20 protein-coding genes and 1 riboswitch are annotated in these 17,945 nt (G+C 64.1%); of the genes, 17 read left to right on the top strand and 3 right to left on the bottom strand.

Features of this window, described 5'->3' with window-relative positions; translation table 11 throughout:
- Window positions 1-380 precede the first annotated feature (380 nt).
- From ribD to hslO, 6 genes are read left to right on the top strand one after another with little or no spacing between them, the layout of a single operon-like run.
- A complete protein-coding gene (ribD, locus tag RIN56_02445; protein MDR7865645.1) occupies window positions 381-1,532 on the top strand; it encodes a bifunctional diaminohydroxyphosphoribosylaminopyrimidine deaminase/5-amino-6-(5-phosphoribosylamino)uracil reductase RibD in 1,152 nt (383 codons plus the stop codon).
- Window positions 1,495-2,154, top strand: a complete 660-nt coding sequence (locus RIN56_02440; GenBank protein ID MDR7865644.1) for a riboflavin synthase — start codon at window positions 1,495-1,497, stop codon at window positions 2,152-2,154. Before ribD ends, RIN56_02440 begins: the two co-directional genes overlap by 38 nt.
- A 13-nt stretch (window positions 2,155-2,167) precedes the next feature.
- The gene (locus tag RIN56_02435; protein MDR7865643.1) at window positions 2,168-3,376 is read left to right on the top strand and encodes a bifunctional 3,4-dihydroxy-2-butanone-4-phosphate synthase/GTP cyclohydrolase II; all 1,209 of its coding nucleotides are present in this window, start codon (window positions 2,168-2,170) and stop codon (window positions 3,374-3,376) included.
- A 4-nt stretch (window positions 3,377-3,380) separates the two neighbouring features.
- Window positions 3,381-3,845: a 6,7-dimethyl-8-ribityllumazine synthase gene (ribE, locus tag RIN56_02430; protein ID MDR7865642.1), complete on the top strand. Its 465-nt coding sequence runs from the start codon at window positions 3,381-3,383 to the stop codon at window positions 3,843-3,845.
- A 31-nt stretch (window positions 3,846-3,876) separates the two neighbouring features.
- Window positions 3,877-4,431, top strand: coding sequence for a phosphodiesterase (yfcE, locus tag RIN56_02425; protein ID MDR7865641.1), 555 nt, complete (start codon window positions 3,877-3,879; stop codon window positions 4,429-4,431).
- Entirely contained in the window at window positions 4,428-5,297 is an 870-nt protein-coding gene (gene hslO, locus RIN56_02420; protein MDR7865640.1) for an Hsp33 family molecular chaperone HslO, read from the top strand. Before yfcE ends, hslO begins: the two co-directional genes overlap by 4 nt.
- Window positions 5,298-5,345: 48 nt before the next feature.
- On the opposite strand, the gene rpmB is transcribed toward hslO, so the two are convergent.
- Window positions 5,346-5,537: a 50S ribosomal protein L28 gene (gene rpmB, locus RIN56_02415; protein ID MDR7865639.1), complete on the bottom strand. Its 192-nt coding sequence runs from the start codon at window positions 5,535-5,537 to the stop codon at window positions 5,346-5,348.
- A 182-nt stretch (window positions 5,538-5,719) separates the two neighbouring features.
- Here rpmB and RIN56_02410 point away from each other — a divergent pair, with 182 nt between their 5' ends.
- The 7 genes from RIN56_02410 (at window position 5,720) to RIN56_02380 (ending at window position 11,102) form a co-directional block, all read left to right on the top strand.
- Complete coding sequence (locus RIN56_02410; protein ID MDR7865638.1) at window positions 5,720-5,917, top strand: DUF1858 domain-containing protein; 198 nt, start codon at window positions 5,720-5,722, stop codon at window positions 5,915-5,917.
- An 83-nt stretch (window positions 5,918-6,000) separates the two neighbouring features.
- Entirely contained in the window at window positions 6,001-8,052 is a 2,052-nt protein-coding gene (gene recG / locus RIN56_02405) for an ATP-dependent DNA helicase RecG (protein ID MDR7865637.1), read from the top strand.
- 334 nt (window positions 8,053-8,386) lie between these two features.
- Window positions 8,387-8,593 (top strand): hypothetical protein, encoded by a 207-nt coding sequence (locus RIN56_02400; protein MDR7865636.1) that lies wholly within the window; start codon window positions 8,387-8,389, stop codon window positions 8,591-8,593.
- 112 nt (window positions 8,594-8,705) lie between these two features.
- Window positions 8,706-9,392 carry a TVP38/TMEM64 family protein gene (locus RIN56_02395; protein ID MDR7865635.1) on the top strand — a complete coding sequence of 229 codons (687 nt, stop codon included), beginning with the start codon at window positions 8,706-8,708 and terminating at the stop codon, window positions 9,390-9,392.
- A 145-nt stretch (window positions 9,393-9,537) separates the two neighbouring features.
- Window positions 9,538-10,194 carry a hypothetical protein gene (locus RIN56_02390; protein ID MDR7865634.1) on the top strand — a complete coding sequence of 219 codons (657 nt, stop codon included), beginning with the start codon at window positions 9,538-9,540 and terminating at the stop codon, window positions 10,192-10,194.
- 162 nt (window positions 10,195-10,356) lie between these two features.
- Entirely contained in the window at window positions 10,357-10,545 is a 189-nt protein-coding gene (locus RIN56_02385) for a 2-hydroxymuconate tautomerase (protein ID MDR7865633.1), read from the top strand.
- A 59-nt stretch (window positions 10,546-10,604) separates the two neighbouring features.
- The gene (locus tag RIN56_02380) at window positions 10,605-11,102 is read left to right on the top strand and encodes a hypothetical protein (protein MDR7865632.1); all 498 of its coding nucleotides are present in this window, start codon (window positions 10,605-10,607) and stop codon (window positions 11,100-11,102) included.
- Here the strand turns inward: RIN56_02380 and RIN56_02375 are convergent.
- Complete coding sequence (locus RIN56_02375; protein ID MDR7865631.1) at window positions 11,099-11,386, bottom strand: 4Fe-4S dicluster domain-containing protein; 288 nt, start codon at window positions 11,384-11,386, stop codon at window positions 11,099-11,101. The two genes, RIN56_02380 and RIN56_02375, sit on opposite strands and share 4 nt — an antisense overlap.
- Complete coding sequence (locus RIN56_02370) at window positions 11,383-12,753, bottom strand: FAD-dependent oxidoreductase (GenBank protein ID MDR7865630.1); 1,371 nt, start codon at window positions 12,751-12,753, stop codon at window positions 11,383-11,385. Before RIN56_02370 ends, RIN56_02375 begins: the two co-directional genes overlap by 4 nt.
- Before the next feature lie 207 nt (window positions 12,754-12,960).
- A riboswitch (cyclic di-AMP (ydaO/yuaA leader) is annotated at window positions 12,961-13,097 on the top strand.
- Window positions 13,098-13,105: 8 nt separating this feature from the next.
- Between RIN56_02370 and RIN56_02365 the strand changes: the two genes are divergently transcribed.
- The 4 genes from RIN56_02365 (at window position 13,106) to RIN56_02350 (ending at window position 17,941) form a co-directional block, all read left to right on the top strand.
- Window positions 13,106-13,735 carry a 3D domain-containing protein gene (locus tag RIN56_02365; GenBank protein MDR7865629.1) on the top strand — a complete coding sequence of 210 codons (630 nt, stop codon included), beginning with the start codon at window positions 13,106-13,108 and terminating at the stop codon, window positions 13,733-13,735.
- Window positions 13,736-13,905: 170 nt separating this feature from the next.
- The gene (locus tag RIN56_02360) at window positions 13,906-14,340 is read left to right on the top strand and encodes a DUF3795 domain-containing protein (GenBank protein ID MDR7865628.1); all 435 of its coding nucleotides are present in this window, start codon (window positions 13,906-13,908) and stop codon (window positions 14,338-14,340) included.
- A 16-nt stretch (window positions 14,341-14,356) separates the two neighbouring features.
- On the top strand, window positions 14,357-14,860 hold the full coding sequence (locus RIN56_02355; GenBank protein MDR7865627.1) for a DUF3795 domain-containing protein: 504 nt from the start codon (window positions 14,357-14,359) through the stop codon (window positions 14,858-14,860).
- 141 nt (window positions 14,861-15,001) lie between these two features.
- Window positions 15,002-17,941: an N-6 DNA methylase gene (locus tag RIN56_02350; GenBank protein ID MDR7865626.1), complete on the top strand. Its 2,940-nt coding sequence runs from the start codon at window positions 15,002-15,004 to the stop codon at window positions 17,939-17,941.
- Window positions 17,942-17,945: the final 4 nt, after the last annotated feature.

Here is a 17,945-nt window from a genome sequence, read left to right as displayed (position 1 = left end):
GCACGAGGCCGTTCAGAACCCCGCAGATGCTAGGCGGACCGAGGACGCGACCGGAAACGTACTTTTCGTACGTTGGCGGGAGCGCCCGGAGGGCCAACAACGCAGATGTGGGGTTATCAACGGCCGACCTTCAATTCCCGATCGGCGGTTTAAAAGCCCGCGAGCCGTTTTTGCGGCTGACCCGGTGGAATTCCGGGGCCGACAGTATAGTCTGGATGGGAAAAGGCTGGTTGCGTAGGCCTGGGTAAGGCCTGCGTCCCTGTGTATTTCGATTGCCCGCAAAGGCTGTTGGGAAAGTGAGACTTTCCGGACAGCCTGTTTATATTTTCGGGGGACAATAGGTTTAAGTGTTGGACCCGCGTTAGAGGTGTTTGAAGGTAATGTACGACGTACAGGATATTGCCTATATGCGCAAGGCGCTGGAGATTGCCCGCCGGGCGTGCGGACGCACCAGCCCGAACCCGCTGGTGGGGGCGCTGGTCGTGAAGGATGGCAGGGTTGTCGGCGAGGGGTGCCACCTGTGCGCCGGCACGCCGCACGCCGAGGTGCACGCGCTGGCGGCTGCCGGCGAGGCGGCCCGCGGGGCGACGGTGTATGTGACGCTGGAGCCTTGCTGCCATTTCGGCCGCACCGGCCCGTGCGCCGACGCGCTGATCGCCGCCGGGGTGAAGAAGGTGGTGGCGGCGATGACCGACCCCAACCCGAAGGTGTGCGGCCAGGGGCTTGACAGGCTGCGCGCCGCCGGCGTCGAGGTCGTCGAGGGGGTGCTGGCCGCGGAGGCTGCGAGGCTGAACGAGGCGTTCCTCAAGTGGGTGACGACCGGGATGCCGTTCGGGGTTATGAAGACGGCGATGACGCTTGACGGCAAGATCGCCACCCGTAGCGGCCTGTCGAAATGGATTACGGGGCCGGCGGCCCGCGAGCGCGTCCACCGGCTGCGCGACGAGTGCGACGCCATCCTCGTCGGGGTGGGGACGGTGCTGGCCGACGACCCGGAGCTGACTGCCCGCCTGCCTGAGGGCGGCGGCAAGAACCCGCTCAGAATCGTTGTCGACAGCGCGGCGCGCACGCCGCTGACCGCGAAGGTGGTGGCCGACGGGCTGGCGCCGACAATCATCGCCGTTACGGAGGCGGCCCCGGCCGGACACGTGGCGGCCTTGAAAGCCGCCGGAGCGGAGGTGCTTGTGCTGCCGCGGGGGGCGACGGGCGTCGACCTCCGCGCCCTATGGCGCGTGCTCGGCGAGCGCAAGCTGACGAGCGTGCTGGTGGAGGGCGGAGCGGCAGTTAACGCGGCTGCTTTGGCCGCCAACGTTATTGATAAGATTTACGCCTTTGTAGCGCCGAAGATATTCGGCGGCGCCGCGGCGCCAGGGCCGGTGGGCGGCGCGGGCGCGGACGCGGTGGACGGGGCGCTGCTGCTGGAGGATATGAGCGCCGAGGCTGTGGACGGCGATATTCTGATAACCGCTTATCCGGCGGCGAGGGAGGGACGCGATGTTTACCGGGCTTGTGGAAGAATTGGGCAGGGTTAAGTCGATGACGCGCGGCGCGCGGTCGGTGCGGCTGACGGTGGGCGCGAAGGCGATCATGGCCGGTGTGAAGCTGGGCGACAGCATCGCCGTCAACGGCACCTGCCTGACGGTGGTGGACTTCAGCGACAGCTGGTTCACGGCCGATGTGATGCCGGAGACGGTGGAGCGGACGGCGATGGCCGGGCTGAAGAGCGGCGACGCCGTCAACCTGGAGCGGACGCTACGGGTTGGCGACCGGCTGGGCGGCCATATCGTCAGCGGCCATATCGACGGTGTGGGCGTCATCCGGTCGAAGGAGACAAACGACAATGCGGTGATCGTGCGTATCGAGGCGCCGGCCGCGGTGATGCGGTACATAGTCGAAAAGGGGTCGGTCGCCATCGACGGCATCAGCCTGACGGTGGTGGCGGCCGGGCCGGATTGGTTCACCGTTTCCCTCATCCCCCACACGGCGGCGGTTACGACGCTGGGGTTCAAGGGGGTTGGGTCGCCGGTCAACCTGGAGGCCGACGTCATCGGCAAGTATGTGGAGAAGCTGCTGGGGCTGGCGCCGCCGCAGGGCGCCGGCGGCCGCAAGGGCCTGAGCGCCGGTTTTCTGGCCGAACACGGTTTTACGTTATAGGAGGGGATTTAGCATGGGATTCAACACTATCGAAGAAGCGATCGAGGATATCAGGGCCGGCCGGATGATTGTCGTCGTCGACGACGAGGACCGCGAGAACGAGGGCGATCTGGTTATCGCCGCCGAAAAGGTTACGCCGGAGGCAATCAATTTCATGGCGATCCACGCCCGCGGGCTGATCTGCATGCCGGTCGTCGGCAGCCGCCTGGACGAACTCAACATCGGGCTGATGGTGACCGACAACACAGATACAATGTGCACGGCGTTCACGGTGTCGATCGACGCCGAGAGCGTGACTACGGGCATCTCGGCGCACGAGCGGGCCCTGACGGTCAGGACGGTGCTCGACCCGAGCACGACGCCGGCCGATATCCGCCGGCCGGGTCACATTTTCCCCCTGCGCTACCGCGAGGGCGGGGTGCTGCGGCGGGCCGGACACACCGAGGCGTCGGTCGATCTGGCCAAGATGGCCGGGCTTTATCCCGCCGGGGTGATCTGCGAGGTGATGAACGAGGACGGCACGATGGCCCGGGTGCCACAGCTTTTAGAGTTCGCCGCCAAACACAATCTGAAGATGATAACCGTCGCCGATCTCATCCGTTACCGCAAGCGCCACGAGCGGTTCGTGGTGCGCGTGGCCGAGACCAAGCTGCCGACCAAGTACGGCGATTTCAAGCTGGTGGCCTATGAGAGCGAGCTGGACAACCAGTGCCATGTGGCCCTCGTGAAGGGGGATGTGGCCAACCTGGATAATGTGCTGGTGAGGGTCCACTCCGAGTGCCTGACCGGCGATGTGCTTGGGTCGCTGCGCTGCGACTGCGGCGAACAGCTGGCAACGGCGCTCAGGCGGATCAACGACGCCGGGGCGGGCGTGCTGCTGTATATGCGCCAGGAAGGCCGCGGCATCGGCTTGGCGAATAAGATCCGCGCGTATGCGCTGCAGGACCGGGGCAAGGATACGGTGGAGGCTAACGAGCTTCTCGGCTTCGCCCCCGACCTCAGGGATTACGGCATCGGCGCTCAGATATTATGCGATCTGGGGCTGAGCAGCATCAGGCTGCTGACCAACAACCCGCGCAAGCGGGTGGCCCTGGAGGGCTACGGGCTGACAATAACCGAGCGGGTGCCGCTGGAGATGAAGGCCAACCGTTTCAACCAGCGTTACCTGTCGGTGAAGAGATCGAAGCTGGGACATATTCTCGAAAAGACGGAGGAGGCGTAACAAGATGGCTAAAACTTACGAAGGCGGCCTGGTTGCCGAAGGACTGAAGTTCGGCGTGGTGGCCGCGCGGTTTAACGAGTTCATTACCAATAAACTGGTGGGCGGGGCGATGGATGCCCTTACCCGCCATGGCGCGTCCGCGGACGATATCGAGCTGGCCTGGGTGCCGGGAGCGTTCGAAATCCCGCTGGTGGCGAAGAAGATGGCCGAAAGCAAGCGCTATGACGCGGTTATCTGCCTGGGCGCGGTTATCCGCGGCAACACGCCCCATTTCGATTATGTGTGCGCCGAGGTGGCCAAGGGAGTCGGCCACGTGGGCCTGGACAGCGGCGTGCCGACGATCTTCGGCGTGCTGACGACCGAGACGATCGAGCAGGCGGTGGAACGGGCCGGCACGAAGGCGGGGAACAAGGGGTTTGACGCGGCGGTGTCGGCTATTGAAATGGCGAACTTGCTCAAAGGTCTGTAATATATTTCCAGAAAATGGATGATTGGTTGATATGAAAATAGGTGTCGTAAGCGATACGCATGGCTGTGTCGCTACCTGGCGCGCGATATACCAGAGGTATTTCGCCGACTGCGAGTTGATCATCCACGCGGGCGACGTGCTTTACCACGGGCCGCGCAACCCGATACCGGCCGAATACAGCCCCAAGGAGCTGGCGGAGGAGCTGAATGCCTGCCCGCTGCCGGTGGTGGCGGCCGCCGGCAACTGCGACGCCGAGGTGGACGGCATGGTGCTGTCCATGCCGGTGCAGGCGCCGTACGCTTATGTGTTCGCGGACGGCCGCCGCATCGTCGTCCACCACGGCCAGAGCCTCGACGAGGCGGGTCGCTGGGCGATGGCCGGGCGGCTGGGGGCGGATGTGCTGGTCACCGGCCACACCCATGTGCCGGAGCTGGCGAAGCGGGATGGCAGAGTCCTGCTCAATCCCGGCTCGCCGGCGATGTCGAAATCCCCGGACGGGCACGGCACGGTGGCCAGGATAGACGGGGGAATTATCGAGATAATAGATATCGTAACAGATGAAGTTATTGCCAGGGAGGAACTATGACCGACCATCTGGTTAAAGCAACCGTTCCGGGGGTGCGCGCGTTCGCAGCCGTGACCACGGAGCTTGCGGAGGAGGCGCGGCGGCGCCACGACTGTTTCCCGGTGGCCGCAGCGGCCCTGGGGCGGACGATGACGGCGGCGCTGCTGCTGGCCGCCAACCTGAAGACGGACGAGTATTTGACGATCCGCATCGCCGGCGACGGCCCGCTCGGCGGGGTGATCGCCGACGCCCACGCCCTCGGGACGGTGCGGGGCTATGTTCAAAACCCCCATGTCGAGCTGCCGGTGGTCGGCCGCAAGCTGCCTGTGGGGCAGGCGGTGGGGCAGGGGCATATCCACGTGACGAGGTTCACTGGCATGAAGCAGCCTTTTACCGGCACGGCGGAGCTGGTGAGCGGCGAGATCGGCGACGATGTCGCCAATTACCTGCTGGTGTCGGAGCAGACGCCGTCGACGGTCGCCCTGGGGGTGCTGATCAACACCGATTATTCGGTGGGGGCCGCCGGGGGGATTATCGTCCAGGCGCTGCCGGGCGCGGAGGACGAGGTGCTGGCGAAGGTGGAGGCCAATCTGACCGCGCTGCCGCCGGTTTCCGAGCTGGTGCGCGGCGGAGCGGACGCGGCTTCGATGCTGCTGAAGGTTTTCGCCGGACTGGAGGCGACCGTGTTCGAATCGGCGAGGCTGGCGTTTAGCTGCCAGTGTTCGACCGAACGGGTGGAGGCGATGCTGGTAAGTCTGGGGCGGGAGGAGCTCGCCGATATGGCCAGGGAGGGCAAGGCGGAGGTGCGCTGCCATTTCTGCGGCGAGAAGTACGACGTCGCCGGCGAGCGCCTGAACGAGCTGCTGGCTGCGGTCGATGAAAAGTAAAAAAAATCCCCCGGCGAACTGTCGCCGGGGGATTTTAGCTGCGTAATATTAAACCGCCCGCTGGATTTTACCGGAACGCAGGCAACGGGTGCAGACGTTTACTCTTTTTATCTCACCTTGGACGAGGGCTTTAACGCGTTGGATGTTGGGTTTCCAGGTGCGTTTGGTCTTCAGGTTCGAGTGGCTGACATTCATGCCGGCGGTTTCGCCTTTGCCACAGATTTCGCATACGTTGGCCATTAATTCCACCTCCTTCGACGGGACGAGACATACTTATGACGATAACATCAGTATTTTAACACAGTTGCCGCCCGATATGCAAGGCCTGGAACAATAAATTCCGCCGGTTGTGTCCAGGGGAGGATTTTCATCATAATGTATGGAAATAGAACCGCAAAAGAAGCGGGAAGGGGGCGGCAAGATTGATCACGAAGGATACGCCGATTAACGAGGTATTGCGGCAGTGCCCCGCTGCGCGGGAAGTGTTCGCCCGCCACGGCATGGGCTGCATCGGCTGTATGGGCGCGGCCAACGAGACGGTGGCCGGCGGCGCCCGCATGCATGAGGTGGATGTGGAGAAGCTGGTGGCGGAGCTTAATAAGGCTTTGGCTAATCAGTAATGAAAGTGTCGGCCGTTGATAAGCCCCCATCTGCGGTTTTATGCCGGCATATGGGGGTTTCTTCGAATGCTTGAGGTGATGATTTGACTATCGGTAGGACTACGGATATAAAGTTCATCAAGGGCGTGGGGCCGGCGAAGGCGGCGCTGCTGGCCAAGCTGGGCATTTTCACGCTCGGCGACCTGCTGGAGCATTACCCGCGGCGCTACGAGGACCGCAGCGAACTGAAGCCGATCCGGGCGTTAGCCGACGGCGAGCTGCAGACTTTCCAGGCGCTGGTGGGGGCGGTGAACGATTCGCGGCCGCGGCGCGGCCTGACGCTGACGAAGCTGACGGTGCGCGACGCGACCGGCGCCGCCCAACTGGTGTGGTTTAATCAGCCGTATATCAAGAAGTGGTACCGGCCGGGGATGGAGCTGATAATATCCGGCAAGGTGGAGCGGCGCTACGGCCAGGTGCAGGTTTCCCACCCGGAGATCGAGGTGGTCGACGGCGCCGATCTCATCCATACCGGCAGGATCGTGCCGATATACCCGGCGAGCGAGAGTGTCGGCCAGCGCTGGCTCAGGACGCTGATCCGCCAGGCGCTGGACGCGGACGGCGAGCGGCCGGAGTTTCTGCCGCCGGCGTTGCTCGGCCAGTATAAGCTGATGGGCCGGGGGGCGGCGCTGGCGAATATCCACTTTCCCGCCGACGCGGCCACGCTGGAGGCGGCCAGGCGGCGGCTGGTGTTCGAGGAGCTGTATCTGCTGCAGTGCGGGCTGCTGTATCTGAAGAGCCTTAACAAGCAGGAGGGGACGGGGATCAAGCACGGCCCGGACGACGCCGTGGTGAAGAGGGTGGAGGCGGCGCTGCCGTTCGCGCTGACGAAAGACCAGCGGACGGCGCTGGCGGAGATCAAGGCCGATATGGAGGACGCCCGGCCGATGCAGCGCCTTGTCCAGGGCGACGTGGGCTCCGGCAAGACTGTGCTGGCGGCGATCGCCCTCGCCAAGACGGTGGCCGGCGGCTACCAGGGGGCGATGATGGCGCCGACCGAGATCCTGGCCGAGCAGCACTGCCATACGCTCGCCCAGTTGCTGGCGCCGCACGGCGTGAGGATAGCGGCGCTGACCGGCAGCCTGACGAAGCGGACGCGCGAGGAGGTGCTGAGCCGCCTGCGGGACGGTCTGGTGGATGTCGTGATCGGCACTCACGCCCTTATCCAGGAGGATGTGGTTTTCAAACATCTCGGCCTGGTGGTGACGGACGAACAGCACCGCTTCGGGGTGCGGCAGCGGGCGCTGCTGCAGGCCAAGGGGCCGACGCCGGACGTGCTGGTAATGACGGCGACGCCCATCCCGCGGACGATGGCGCTGACGGTATACGGCGATCTCGATGTTTCGGTGATCCGCGAGATGCCGCCGGGCCGCAAGCCGGTGAAGACGTACTCGGTCGGCGGCGATATGCGCGCGCGGGTCTATAATTTCATTGTCAAGGAGGTCGCGGCCGGCCGCCAGGGGTATGTGGTCTGCCCGCTGGTGGAGGAGTCGGACAAGCTGGAGGTGCAGGCGGCGACCCAACTTTACGAGCAGCTCAAGGGTACGTATTTCCGCGATATTTCCTGCGCGCTGGTGCACGGCCGCCTGAAGGCGGCGGAGAAGGAGGCGGTGATGCGCGCCTTCTACAGCGGCGAGGTGCAGGTGCTGGTGGCGACGACGGTGATCGAGGTGGGGGTGAATGTGCCCAACGCCACGGTGATGGCGGTGGAGGGGGCGGACCGCTTCGGCCTGGCCCAGCTCCATCAGCTGCGGGGCCGGATCGGCCGCGGCGAGCACCAGTCGTACTGCATCCTGCTGTCGGATAACCAGAGCCCGGAAACGAAGGACCGGCTGGAGATAATGGCCCAGGTCCGGGACGGATTCGTGCTGGCGGAGAAGGACCTGGAGCTGAGGGGGCCGGGACAGTTTTTCGGCACCCGCCAGCATGGCATACCCGATCTGAAGATCGCCGATATCCTTAAGGATACGGGGGTGCTGCTGGAGGCCCGCCAGGCGGCGCAAAGCACGGTGGCCGTGCCGGGGCAGTTCGCGGCGGTCCGTCCGGTGCTGCGCGAACGGTTCGGCGATCATTTCGGAATGATTTTTCAGGGGTAAAAAAAAAGCGGCGGCTGGTGCCGCCAATTATGGGAGAGGAGAAAATTTTACGTTATCATTGTGCCCGCGCTATGCGCAGGTTATACATTGATTGGGAAAAATTTTTTCGCGGCCCGCGGGCAGGGCTTTGCGGCCTGCAAAAATATCATTTGCGACAGGAGGCGGGGGCATGCCGGAGGAGGAAGACAGCCGGGATTTTCACAGTTTGTTGTACGGCAAGGGAACGGTGGCGGCGGTCGCCCTGATCGTGCTGGCGATGATTCTCTTCACACTGTGGGAATAATGGCCGCCGGCCGGCGCACACTAAGGCTAAATGTGGCTGAGGTGGTGCGTCGTGGAGAAGAGGTTCAGCGAGGAAGAGGTACGGGGTATCGCCGGCGAGTGCCGGGAGTTCGAGCATGTGATCAACGCGATGGGATACGGGTACTCGTTCCTCAACGTTTCGGAGGCGGGGTTCGCGCGCCGCTGCCCGGACTGTGTCCATTGGCTGGGCGGGTCGTGCCGGATTTTCCGCAGTGAGATCGGACAGTGGCAGGGTTAGCCGGCAGCACCGCAGCGGTGCTGTTTTTTCTTTTCGGTTGCCTTTTAGGGGCGATTCTAGTATGCTTATTGCTGAAACAGGTATTTTTATTTTTTTTGCAGGGACGGGGCACATGGGCAAAATTTGCGGCTGGCTGTTCATAATTGTCACCGGCGTTCTGCTGTATCTGTGGCAGCCGGATTTCTTTCAGCATGCATACGGGATCATACGGAAGGGCGATATTGCCGCCCTGGCCGAGTACCTCCGCTCGTTCGGCGCCTGGGGCGTCGTGGTGACCCTGGCCCTGTTCGTGGTGATGACTTTTACGGTCGTTTTCCCGTTCATGATTCTGTCGGGCGCTGCGGGCATCGTGTACGGACTGGCGTGGGGGACGCTGATTTCCTGGTCAGGCGAGGTCATCGGCGCGATTTTCATGTTCGTCTTTGCCCGGTTCTTTTTCCGCCAGGCGGTGGAGCGGTGGATCGCCCACAGCCCGTATCTCAAGCAGGTGGACGATTACAGCGCGGCAAACGGCTTCAAGGCGCTGCTTATCGCCAGGCTGCTGCCGCTGGCGCCGTCGGGGATCATCACTGCGGTGGCGGCGGTGAGCCGCATCTCGGTACGGGACTTTTTCTGGGCCACTTTTCTCGGCAAGCTGCCGCCGGTGGTCGTAAAGGTGCTACTCGGCCACGATATCGTGTTCGCCGGCGAGAATATGACCCGCCTGGTGGCGATCGTGGCGCTGGTAGTGGCGCTGTACGGCTGGCTGTGGTGGCGCAGGCGCCGCCCGAAAAAGGGCGGGCAGCCGGAGCAGGAATGAGCGGTTCCCATTGCGGGGGCCGTTTATTTTTTTGCCTTTTTCGGGGAATGACGGAGGCGGTGCGGCCTTTAGTGCAGACAGTAACATCTTTGATATAGTTACCATAATATATATACAGGAAAGCAAAAAGGAGGTTGTTTGCCATATGGATACTCCGCTGCATTGTTACTGCAACCGCGAGCTGGCCCAGGAGCTGCGAGGGCTGCGGGACCGCAACGTGCTGCTGCTGCTTATCGACGGGTCGGCGGTCTTCGGCCGCCTGGGCAGGCTGGAGGACCGTGTCATAACCGTGCTGCCGGCGGTGGGGATCGTGGGGGTGACGGCGGTGAGGTTCCGTCCGCCCAACCCTACTTTGCCGGGGGTGGATATTCTCTTGAGCGAGTTCCTCGTCGATGTCTGCAACATTGCCATTGTCGTCGAGGGCCCGTTCGTTTTTCCGCCGATCAGCGAGACGGGCAAGCTGGCGTCCGGCGGCAAGTATGGCGGCAAATACGGCGGGAATGTGAAACCGGGCAAGGCGATGGTCCGCCAGCAGAGCGTGCTTATTGAGGAACTGGAAGAGCTTGAGGGGCAGAATGCAGGTGTCGTTATTATCGGCGGTTGGGTGATTGGCGGCCAGCTTGGCGAGGTTTCCGAATGCGTGGCTTTGTTCGGGCCGGGGACGACGACCGCGCCGCTGCTGATTACCCTTGGCTCTGTGAACGTATTCGGGCCGGCGCTGTGCGGCGGCGTTCTGCCGATGGTGGGGACGTTCCGCGCCTGGGTCAATCTCCTGGCCCTCACGGGGCTTTTGCTGCCATAGGTTTTGCAGGCGAGCCGCCGGTAATCTGCCGGCGGTTTTTTTGTTGCCGGGAAGAAGGCGGCGTCGGGAGGGGCATATTAACTTTCGATGGACGGCTGAGCAGGGATAATTTGGACGACGGCGAATTACACTAATCAAAACTAGCGGGGAGGAAATAATACTATGCCGATAGTGCAAATTGACTGGGTCGAGGGCCGCAGCATCGAGCAGAAGCGCGAACTGGCCGAAAAGGTCACCGCGGCCGTCGTGGAGGCCGGCAAGTGCCCGCCTGAGGCTGTGACGATCATCATCCGCGATCAGCCGAAGACGAATATCGCCAAGGCCGGGACTTTGATGTCCGATAAGAAGTAACAAGCTGACAGCCCGTTCCGCAGTGCGGACCGGGCTGTTTGCCGGAGGGGGATGCAGGGATGAAGGTGTTTCAGTTCGCCGCCGTTCTTGAGGCGCAGATCCGCCAGGAGGTGGAGGTGGTGATGGCTCAGTCGCCGCCCGAGCTGCAGTCGGTGGTAACAGCTGTCGGCACGTTCCAGGCGGGGATCGAGCTGCTGGTTGACCGGGCCCAGTATGTGGATGTGGACAGTGGCCGCTATCCGGAGGTGAGCGCCGCTGCGCTTTTGGGGGCGGACAGCGTCTGGCAGGAGGCCACCGCCAGACTGGGGTCTTCGGGAGAGTCGACGGTCGTCGGACTGGCGTCGCTGTGGTTTTTGATCGCGCTGACGGAGAAGTCGGGCCAGTATTATCAGCAGGCGGCGCTGAACAGCGCGCACCCGGCGACCAGGCTGTTCTTCAGTTCGCTGGCTGAGGTGAAGGGGATGCTGCGGCGTCGTCTCGACGGTCTGCTGCGCCAGCTTTACAACGCGACCTGGACGCAGGTGGGGTTCGCGCCGTTCGTGCTGGGGAAGGATTAACCCTGGTGAAAAACTACCCCATACCCGCCGTGCGGATACGAGAATTCGACGGCGCCTTCGGGGCAGGCCAGCCGGCAGGCGCCGCATTCGATGCATTGCCGGTAGCTGACGAGCACGGGGTGGCCGGGGATGTTGTCCCACGCGAAGACGCCCGATGGGCAAACGCGCAGGCAGTTTTTGTCCGGGCAGCGGCGGCATTTTTCCTGGTCGGCGATGACGACGTGCTGCCAGGTTTCGTCGGGACGGAATTCGACGAGGGCGATTTTGGCGGCTAGCTTGCTCATCCTTTGACCACCTTGAGAACTTGCCAGATGTCGGCGGCGATTTTGCCGACCGGCTGGAGGCTGGTGACTTTGCGCCAGATGAATTTGCGCTTGTCTTTGACAGGCATGGGGTAGGCGCGGACCATCTGGTAGGCGGCTTCGTTGGCCAGGCGGCTGTAGAGGTCGAACAGGTAGGGCCTGTCGCGCTGGAGGGTTGCCGCTTTGGCGTTGGTTCGCATGTTCTGGAGGATGAAGCTTTCGTCAAGGAGGGTGCGGTAGAGGGAGAGTTTGCGGATCGAGAAGTCGCGGTTCTTTTTTGCTTCGAAGGCTGCTTTGGCGGCGTAGAAGCCCGACCACATGGCGAGATTGATGCCATGGATGCCGTTGACGAGCGAGGCGGCGTCGCCGGCGATGAGAAGCCCCGGGTGCACGAGGGGCGGGATGGCGTGGTAGCCGCCTTCGGGTATCATGGCTGCGCCGTATTCGGTGGTTACGCCCCCATCCAGGAGTGGCTGGATGCGGGGGTGTTTTTTTATGCGCTCAAGGAGGTCGCCGGGGCTGAAGCCGCCGGCGGCGTAGGCGCTGACAGACATGCCGGCGCTGATGTTGATGCTGTCGTGGAATGTGTGGATGGAGCCGGTGCCGTTGTAGCCGGCGGTGGGGTAGCCGATGAGGCCGATGGCGGCGCCCTGGCCGGGCGGGAGGCAGAAGCGTTCTTCGATGGTTGCGGGGGGGAGGGCGATGGTTTCTTTCGCGTACAGGGAAAGGTTGGCGGCCGTTACGGGGGGAATGAGGCCGGCCCGCTCGGCGAGGAGGGAGTTGGCCCCGTCGGCGAGGATGACGAGGTCGGCGAGGTAATCGGTGCTTTGGGGCGGGGCGACGCGCACGCCGACGGCCTGGTATCCGTCGAGGAGGACGCCGGCGACGTGGTGGCCGAGGAGGAGGGTGGCGCCGGCGGCGACGGCCTTGGCGGCCAGCCAGGTGTAGAGGTTTTTGCGTTTGACGGACAGGCGGTTGTAGGGGGCGGCGCTGAGGCGGCTGCTGGTGAAGCCGGCGGTGACGGCGGAGTCTTCGCTGAGCCACCAGTAGTCCAGGCGGGTGACGATGCGTTCGTAGGAAAATTCTTCCCAGAAGTTGGGGAAGAGTTCATGGGCCTGTTCGGCGATGATGGCGGCGCCGCCGCAGGTTTTGGCGCCGGGAAAGGGGCCGCGCTCCAGGAGGAGCACGTCGAGGCCGTCGCGGGCCATGAAGTAGGCGGCGCTGGCGCCGGCCGGCCCGGCGCCGACGACGACGGCGTCGTATTTGCGCGGGGCGGGGGCGTCGGTAGCCGGTTGCGCCCGTGTGGGGAGTTTATGGGGTTTTTTGGTTTTGAACCAATCGCTCATCATGTTCAGTTACCCGATCCGGCGCTCAAACTGCCGCCCAGGGGTGCGGCGGCGCTATTCTAGTCTTTGCACCGGGACGGGTATTCATGCTACCGGCGGCAGCATACCGGATCATCGGCGAGGATGGGGGCGCATACCGGGGGCGGATGGCGTTTGCGGGCCGGTACGGCGGCCGGGAGGCCTTGTCCGGGGAGGGTTATTCGTGTATTATAATGGCCTGTGCCTAATTTCCCGATCGGGAAAGCGGGGGAACCAAGTTAGTGGGGTGAATCCGCCATGCGGCGGTAGGGTCTTACCTTTTCATCCGAACCCGTCAGCTAACCTCGCCGGCACGTTAGAAAGGGGTGTTTTAATAATGAAAAACATCAACAAGGTTATTGTTTGTTCCGTTACGATGTTCATGCTGGCTCTGGGCTCGATGCCGCTCGCTTCGGCCGCTCTGGGCGATCGCGAACTGGCTCCCGGCGCCAAGGGCGATGACGTGCGCCAGCTCCAGGCTGCCCTGGCCGAGAGAGGCTTCGGCAGCAGCGACCGGGACGGCGAGTACGGCAGCCGTACCGCCGCTGCGGTGCGCAAGCTGGAGAAGTCGCTCGCCATCGAAGCCGACGGCGTCGCCGATCTGGGCGTAATCACGGCGCTGACCGGCAAGAGCGCGGCTGCTAAGGAGGGCACCGCACCTGGCAGCCACAAACGCGTGGTTGACATCGTGGCGACCGCGTACGCGCCCGGACCGCACGACAACGGCAAATGGGGCAGCCTGACCCATCTGGGCACTCAGGTACGCCCAGGCATCATCGCCGTCGATCCGCGGGTTATCCCGCTCGGTTCGCGGGTGTATATCGAGTTCGCCGACGGTCACGGCGTATACGCGACCGCCGAGGATACCGGCGGCGCTATCAAGGGCAACCGCATCGACATCGCCATGCAGACCGTAGACGAAGCGTACGAGTTCGGCATGCAGAAGGTTAAGGTGTATGTGCTGTAAGAGCATAAGGACTGAAAAATGGCCTGGGAGGGATTCCCGGGCCATCTTTTTTTGCATTATAAATATGTAATATTTTCCGTTGCTTGAAGGATATTACAATTGACAGGGGGAATTGATAAATATTTCACATGTGGCAGGCGGGAACATACAGAACATGGGAGGCGGATAAGGTGGAAAAAAGCGCGGAGTTCGATCTGGCTGCACCGTGCGGGATTTTCTGCGGCGAGTGCCGCGTCTTCAAAGCCAGGGACGATGAAAAACTGCGGGAAGCGCTGATCGCCGCCGGCATACCCAAGGAGAAGGTGCCGTGCCCCGGCTGCCGTCCGGGCCGCGGGGACTGCCCGGTGCTGAGCGCTCCCTGTGAAACGTATGCGTGTATAAGCGAGCGCGGCCTGAATTTTTGCTACGAGTGCCGGGAGTTTCCCTGTACGCGCCTTAATCCCGCCGCCGACCGGGCCAATGTGCTGCCGCATAATATCAAGGTGTTTAATCTTTGTTATATCCAGCACCAGGGGCTGGCGGCGTGGCTGGAGAAGGCGCCGGAAATCCAGCGGAAGTATTACGCCGGGAAGATGGCGATCGGTAAGGGGCCGCAGCTCGATTAGCGGGGGAGGAACGGACATGGCTGAAAAGGATAAGCGGTTGGCCGCGGTGTGCGGGTTGTTCTGCGGGGCGTGTACCCTGTATATCGGCACAAACGAGGAACCGGAACGGCTGAAGAAGATTGGCGAACGGCTGGGGCTTCCGGTGGAAGAGGTTATGTGCCAGGGGTGCAGGGCGGAGCAGCGGTCGTTTTACTGCCGCACATGCCGGATAGAAGCCTGCGCGGCGGCGAAAGGGCTGGAGTTCTGCGGCGGCTGCGGGGAGTATCCCTGTGAGCTGCTGCAAGCCTTTCAGACGGAGCGGCCGCACCGCGCCGAGCTATGGGAGGATCAGGAGCGCATCCGGGAGATCGGCTGGGAGAAATGGCTGGCAGAGAAAGCCGGGCATTATGCCTGCCTGGCGTGCGAAACGGTCAATTCGGCCTACGACATAGCGTGCCGGCGGTGCGGCCATACGCCGTCCAGCAGGTTTGGCGCGGCGCATCGGGAGGAAATCGGCCGCTATTGGGCAGGACAGAAGTGAGCGGTTTACGGCGATGATTGATAACCCGCCCGGCCATGATGAAGGCCGGGCGGGTTTTGTCGTCGGGGGACGGTAGGAGTTTGCCGCCGGGCCGGCGAAGGAATGGGTATTATTGTCTGGTTATGCCGTTTGGGGGCTGCTATGGACAACGGGACACGGAAAAAACTGAAGGAGACAGTGGCCGCGCTGCGACGGGTGCTGGAAAGCGGGCTTGGCGACAAGGCCGGTGAGCTGGCCTGGCACGCCGGGATGTCGCTGGCGCTGGAGGCGGCGATGGCGGCGCGGGGAGTCGCCGGGCCTGCGCCGGTATTTTTCGCGGGCGGGCAGAGTTTGCCGCCGGCGGTGGCGGAGCGCGGCCGCGGGCTACTGGCCGGTTGTGGTGAGCTGCTCGCCGCGCCGGCCGCGCTCGGCTGGCTGCACCAGTTCTGGCACAGCGGGGAGCGGGCCGGCCTGGCCGGCAGGACGCGCGGCGACCAGTGCGCGAAGATCGGCGCCGGTACGGTCGTGCCCGCTACCCAGGTGTACAGTGAGGCGTATATGGTGGATTTTCTTACGGAAAATTCCCTCGGCGCGCTGTGGTTGGCGGGTCGCCCTGCTTCGCCGCTGGCGGCCGGGTGGCGTTACTACGTCCGGGCGGCGGTCGAAGCCGCACGGGGTCGCACGGCGAGCGAGTTGACGGTGTGCGATCCGGCGTGCGGCGCGGGCAATTTTCTACTGGCGGCGTTCGATATGCTGTACGGGATGTACCGCGAGGAGGGGGCGGACGATCCGGCGGCGATCTGCGCGGCGATCGTGAACGGCAACCTGTTCGGGGCGGATATCGACGGGCGGGCGGTGGCAGTCGCCCGCGCCGCGCTATGGCTATGCGCCAGGGAGAAGGCGCCGGCCATCGGCCTAGACGCGCTCCCTGGCCTGTATGACAACATCGTGGCGGCCGGCGAGCAGGGCGATGAACTGGGCTCGCTGCTGACGGCGGCGGATGCCGGAGGGCCGCTCGGCAGGCTGCTGGCCCGCCGCTACGCCGTGGTGCTGACCAATCCGCCGTATCTGGACAAGCGCGATTACGCGGCTGCGGCGCGCGTGTACCTCAGGCGTCATTACGCCCCCGGGGCGGGTAACTTGTACGCGGCCTTCATCCTGCGGTGCCTCGCGCTGGCTGAGGCGTGCGTGGCGATGGTTACGCCGCAGACTTTTCTCTATATCCAGAGTTACGCAAAACTGCGCAGCGAAGTTTTCGGCCGGACGGCGGTCCGCACGCTGGCCCATCTGGGGCTGGGGGCGTTCGCCGACGCGGTGGTGGACGCGGCGCTGTTCGTGCTGGCTGTGGGCGGGAAAACGGATGAGAAAGGCGTTTATTTCAAACTGCTGGCGGCGCCGCGAAAGGCCGAGGCGCTGGCGGCGGCGGTGAGCGGCTATAACGCGGGCGAAGACCGGCCGGAGGCGTTCGTCCGTACGACTGCCGAGGCGACCGCCCTGCCTGGCGGGCCGCTGGCCTACTGGCTGGGGGAGGGGCTGCGGGCGGCGTTGGCGGGGGCGCGGCCGCTCAGTGAGGCCGCCGATGTCGTGCTGGGGATGAAGACGGCGGATAACGCGCGGTTTGTGCGCCGTTGGTGGGAGGTGTGGGACCGGGAAGGTGCGGCCGACGGCTGGGCGCCGTACGAGAAGGAGGCGAGCGGCTTCCGCTACGCGCGCCGGCCTGCCCATTACGTGCGCTGGACGGAAGAGGCCCGGCGCTATTACGGGAGCCATTATTCGGCGCAGTTGCCCAACAGGAAATATTGGTTCCGGGAGGGGCTGGCGTACGGTCTGATAAGCAGCAAGGCTTTTACTGCCAAGCTGCTGCCGGCCGGGTGCATGACCGATATGGCGGCCAGCTGCGTTTTTCCCCGCGACCCGCAGGACGCGGCTTACTTGCTTGGTCTCCTGAACTCCCAGGTTTATCAGGGGCTGCTGAAGATGTTCAATCCGACGGTAAATTATCAGCCTGTCGATCTGCAGCGCCTGCCGCTGCCGGCGGTGCCGGCGGCGGCGCGGGAAGAGATCGGCAGGCTGGCGATGATGGCTGTGGCGGCGGCGGACGAACTGCGGGCGATGGAGATCACCGACGCGGGTTACCGGTTCGCGCCGGCGGAGTGGCTGCCGCTGGCGGTCAAGCTGCCACAAAGGGCGATGCGGCTGTGGCTGGCGTCGCTGCGACAGCTGGTGGCCGCCGACGCCATCGACCGCCTGCTGGCTGAGTCGCTGGCCCTGCCGGCGGCCGAGGCGAAGGCGCTGGCTGACGAACACGGCGGTTCGCCGGGAGAATGGCCGGCACTGGCAGGTTATCATACGCTGCCGCCCGAGCTGGCGGCCGACAGGTTGCCGCCGCCGGCTTGTGTGCGCGGGTGCAGCCGGGCGGAACTGGCGGCTGTGAAGGAACGGCTACGCAATTTGTATATTTGTGGACCGGGGCGTGGGCAACTGCCGGAGGAATTCTTTACAAAATTAGTGGCACATATAAGATTGCATCCCGTAACGGTGTATGCATTATTAGATGGCGGGATTGCCAGGGAAGGCTGGCGCTGCCCGCCGTTGGAGAAGGAGCAGGCTGGGGATTTTGCCAGCGCGGCGGTGCTGGCGCTGCTCGGCCACGTTTGGCCGGGACAGGCGGCTATTGCCGGGCCGGGGATGATGGCTATCGCGGCTGTGAGGGCGGAGCTGGACGAGTTGGTCGCGCGCGGGGCCGGAGAGGTCGGCTTTGCCGCCGAGTTCGCCGCCGCGACCGGCATGGCGCTCGACCGTTGGCTGGCCCGCGGCTTTTTTCCGCGCCATGTCGCCCAGTTCAAACGGCGGCCGGTCGTGTGGCAGCTGGCGGGCGGGCCGGGCTTTGCCGGCTGTTTGGTGCACTGGCGGCGGGCCGGTGAGGCGGCTGTGTTGTGCGGGTTGCCGGATTATGTCCCCGAGGCTGGGTGGGGGATAAGGGCGAATGTCGCCCCCCTGCAGGCGGCCGGTGCTTTGGCCGCACCGGTGTTGTCGGCTGGGGAGCTTTCCGGGGCGCTAGACGCCTGGCGCCGCTGCCGGGCGGGCGAGTATCTGCTGTAGGTGT

The organism is Sporomusaceae bacterium (genome assembly GCA_031460455.1).
Taxonomy (GTDB): domain Bacteria; phylum Bacillota; class Negativicutes; order Sporomusales; family UBA7701; genus Anaeroselena.
Note: the sequence above shows the minus strand (reverse complement) of the source record. Positions and strands in the feature narration are given on the sequence as shown.

Coding starts and splice junctions, on each gene's coding strand:
- RIN56_02440 (MDR7865644.1), top strand. CDS start 1,495: ATGTTTACCGGGCTTGTGGAAGAATTGGGCAGGGTTAAGTCGATGACG.
- RIN56_02395 (MDR7865635.1), top strand. CDS start 8,706: ATGGGCAAAATTTGCGGCTGGCTGTTCATAATTGTCACCGGCGTTCTG.
- RIN56_02435 (MDR7865643.1), top strand. CDS start 2,168: ATGGGATTCAACACTATCGAAGAAGCGATCGAGGATATCAGGGCCGGC.
- rpmB (MDR7865639.1), bottom strand. CDS start 5,537: ATGGCCAACGTATGCGAAATCTGTGGCAAAGGCGAAACCGCCGGCATG.
- RIN56_02355 (MDR7865627.1), top strand. CDS start 14,357: ATGGCTGAAAAGGATAAGCGGTTGGCCGCGGTGTGCGGGTTGTTCTGC.
- RIN56_02390 (MDR7865634.1), top strand. CDS start 9,538: ATGGATACTCCGCTGCATTGTTACTGCAACCGCGAGCTGGCCCAGGAG.
- hslO (MDR7865640.1), top strand. CDS start 4,428: ATGACCGACCATCTGGTTAAAGCAACCGTTCCGGGGGTGCGCGCGTTC.
- RIN56_02385 (MDR7865633.1), top strand. CDS start 10,357: ATGCCGATAGTGCAAATTGACTGGGTCGAGGGCCGCAGCATCGAGCAG.
- RIN56_02365 (MDR7865629.1), top strand. CDS start 13,106: ATGAAAAACATCAACAAGGTTATTGTTTGTTCCGTTACGATGTTCATG.
- ribD (MDR7865645.1), top strand. CDS start 381: ATGTACGACGTACAGGATATTGCCTATATGCGCAAGGCGCTGGAGATT.
- yfcE (MDR7865641.1), top strand. CDS start 3,877: ATGAAAATAGGTGTCGTAAGCGATACGCATGGCTGTGTCGCTACCTGG.
- RIN56_02380 (MDR7865632.1), top strand. CDS start 10,605: ATGAAGGTGTTTCAGTTCGCCGCCGTTCTTGAGGCGCAGATCCGCCAG.
- RIN56_02370 (MDR7865630.1), bottom strand. CDS start 12,753: ATGATGAGCGATTGGTTCAAAACCAAAAAACCCCATAAACTCCCCACA.
- RIN56_02375 (MDR7865631.1), bottom strand. CDS start 11,386: ATGAGCAAGCTAGCCGCCAAAATCGCCCTCGTCGAATTCCGTCCCGAC.
- ribE (MDR7865642.1), top strand. CDS start 3,381: ATGGCTAAAACTTACGAAGGCGGCCTGGTTGCCGAAGGACTGAAGTTC.
- RIN56_02350 (MDR7865626.1), top strand. CDS start 15,002: ATGGACAACGGGACACGGAAAAAACTGAAGGAGACAGTGGCCGCGCTG.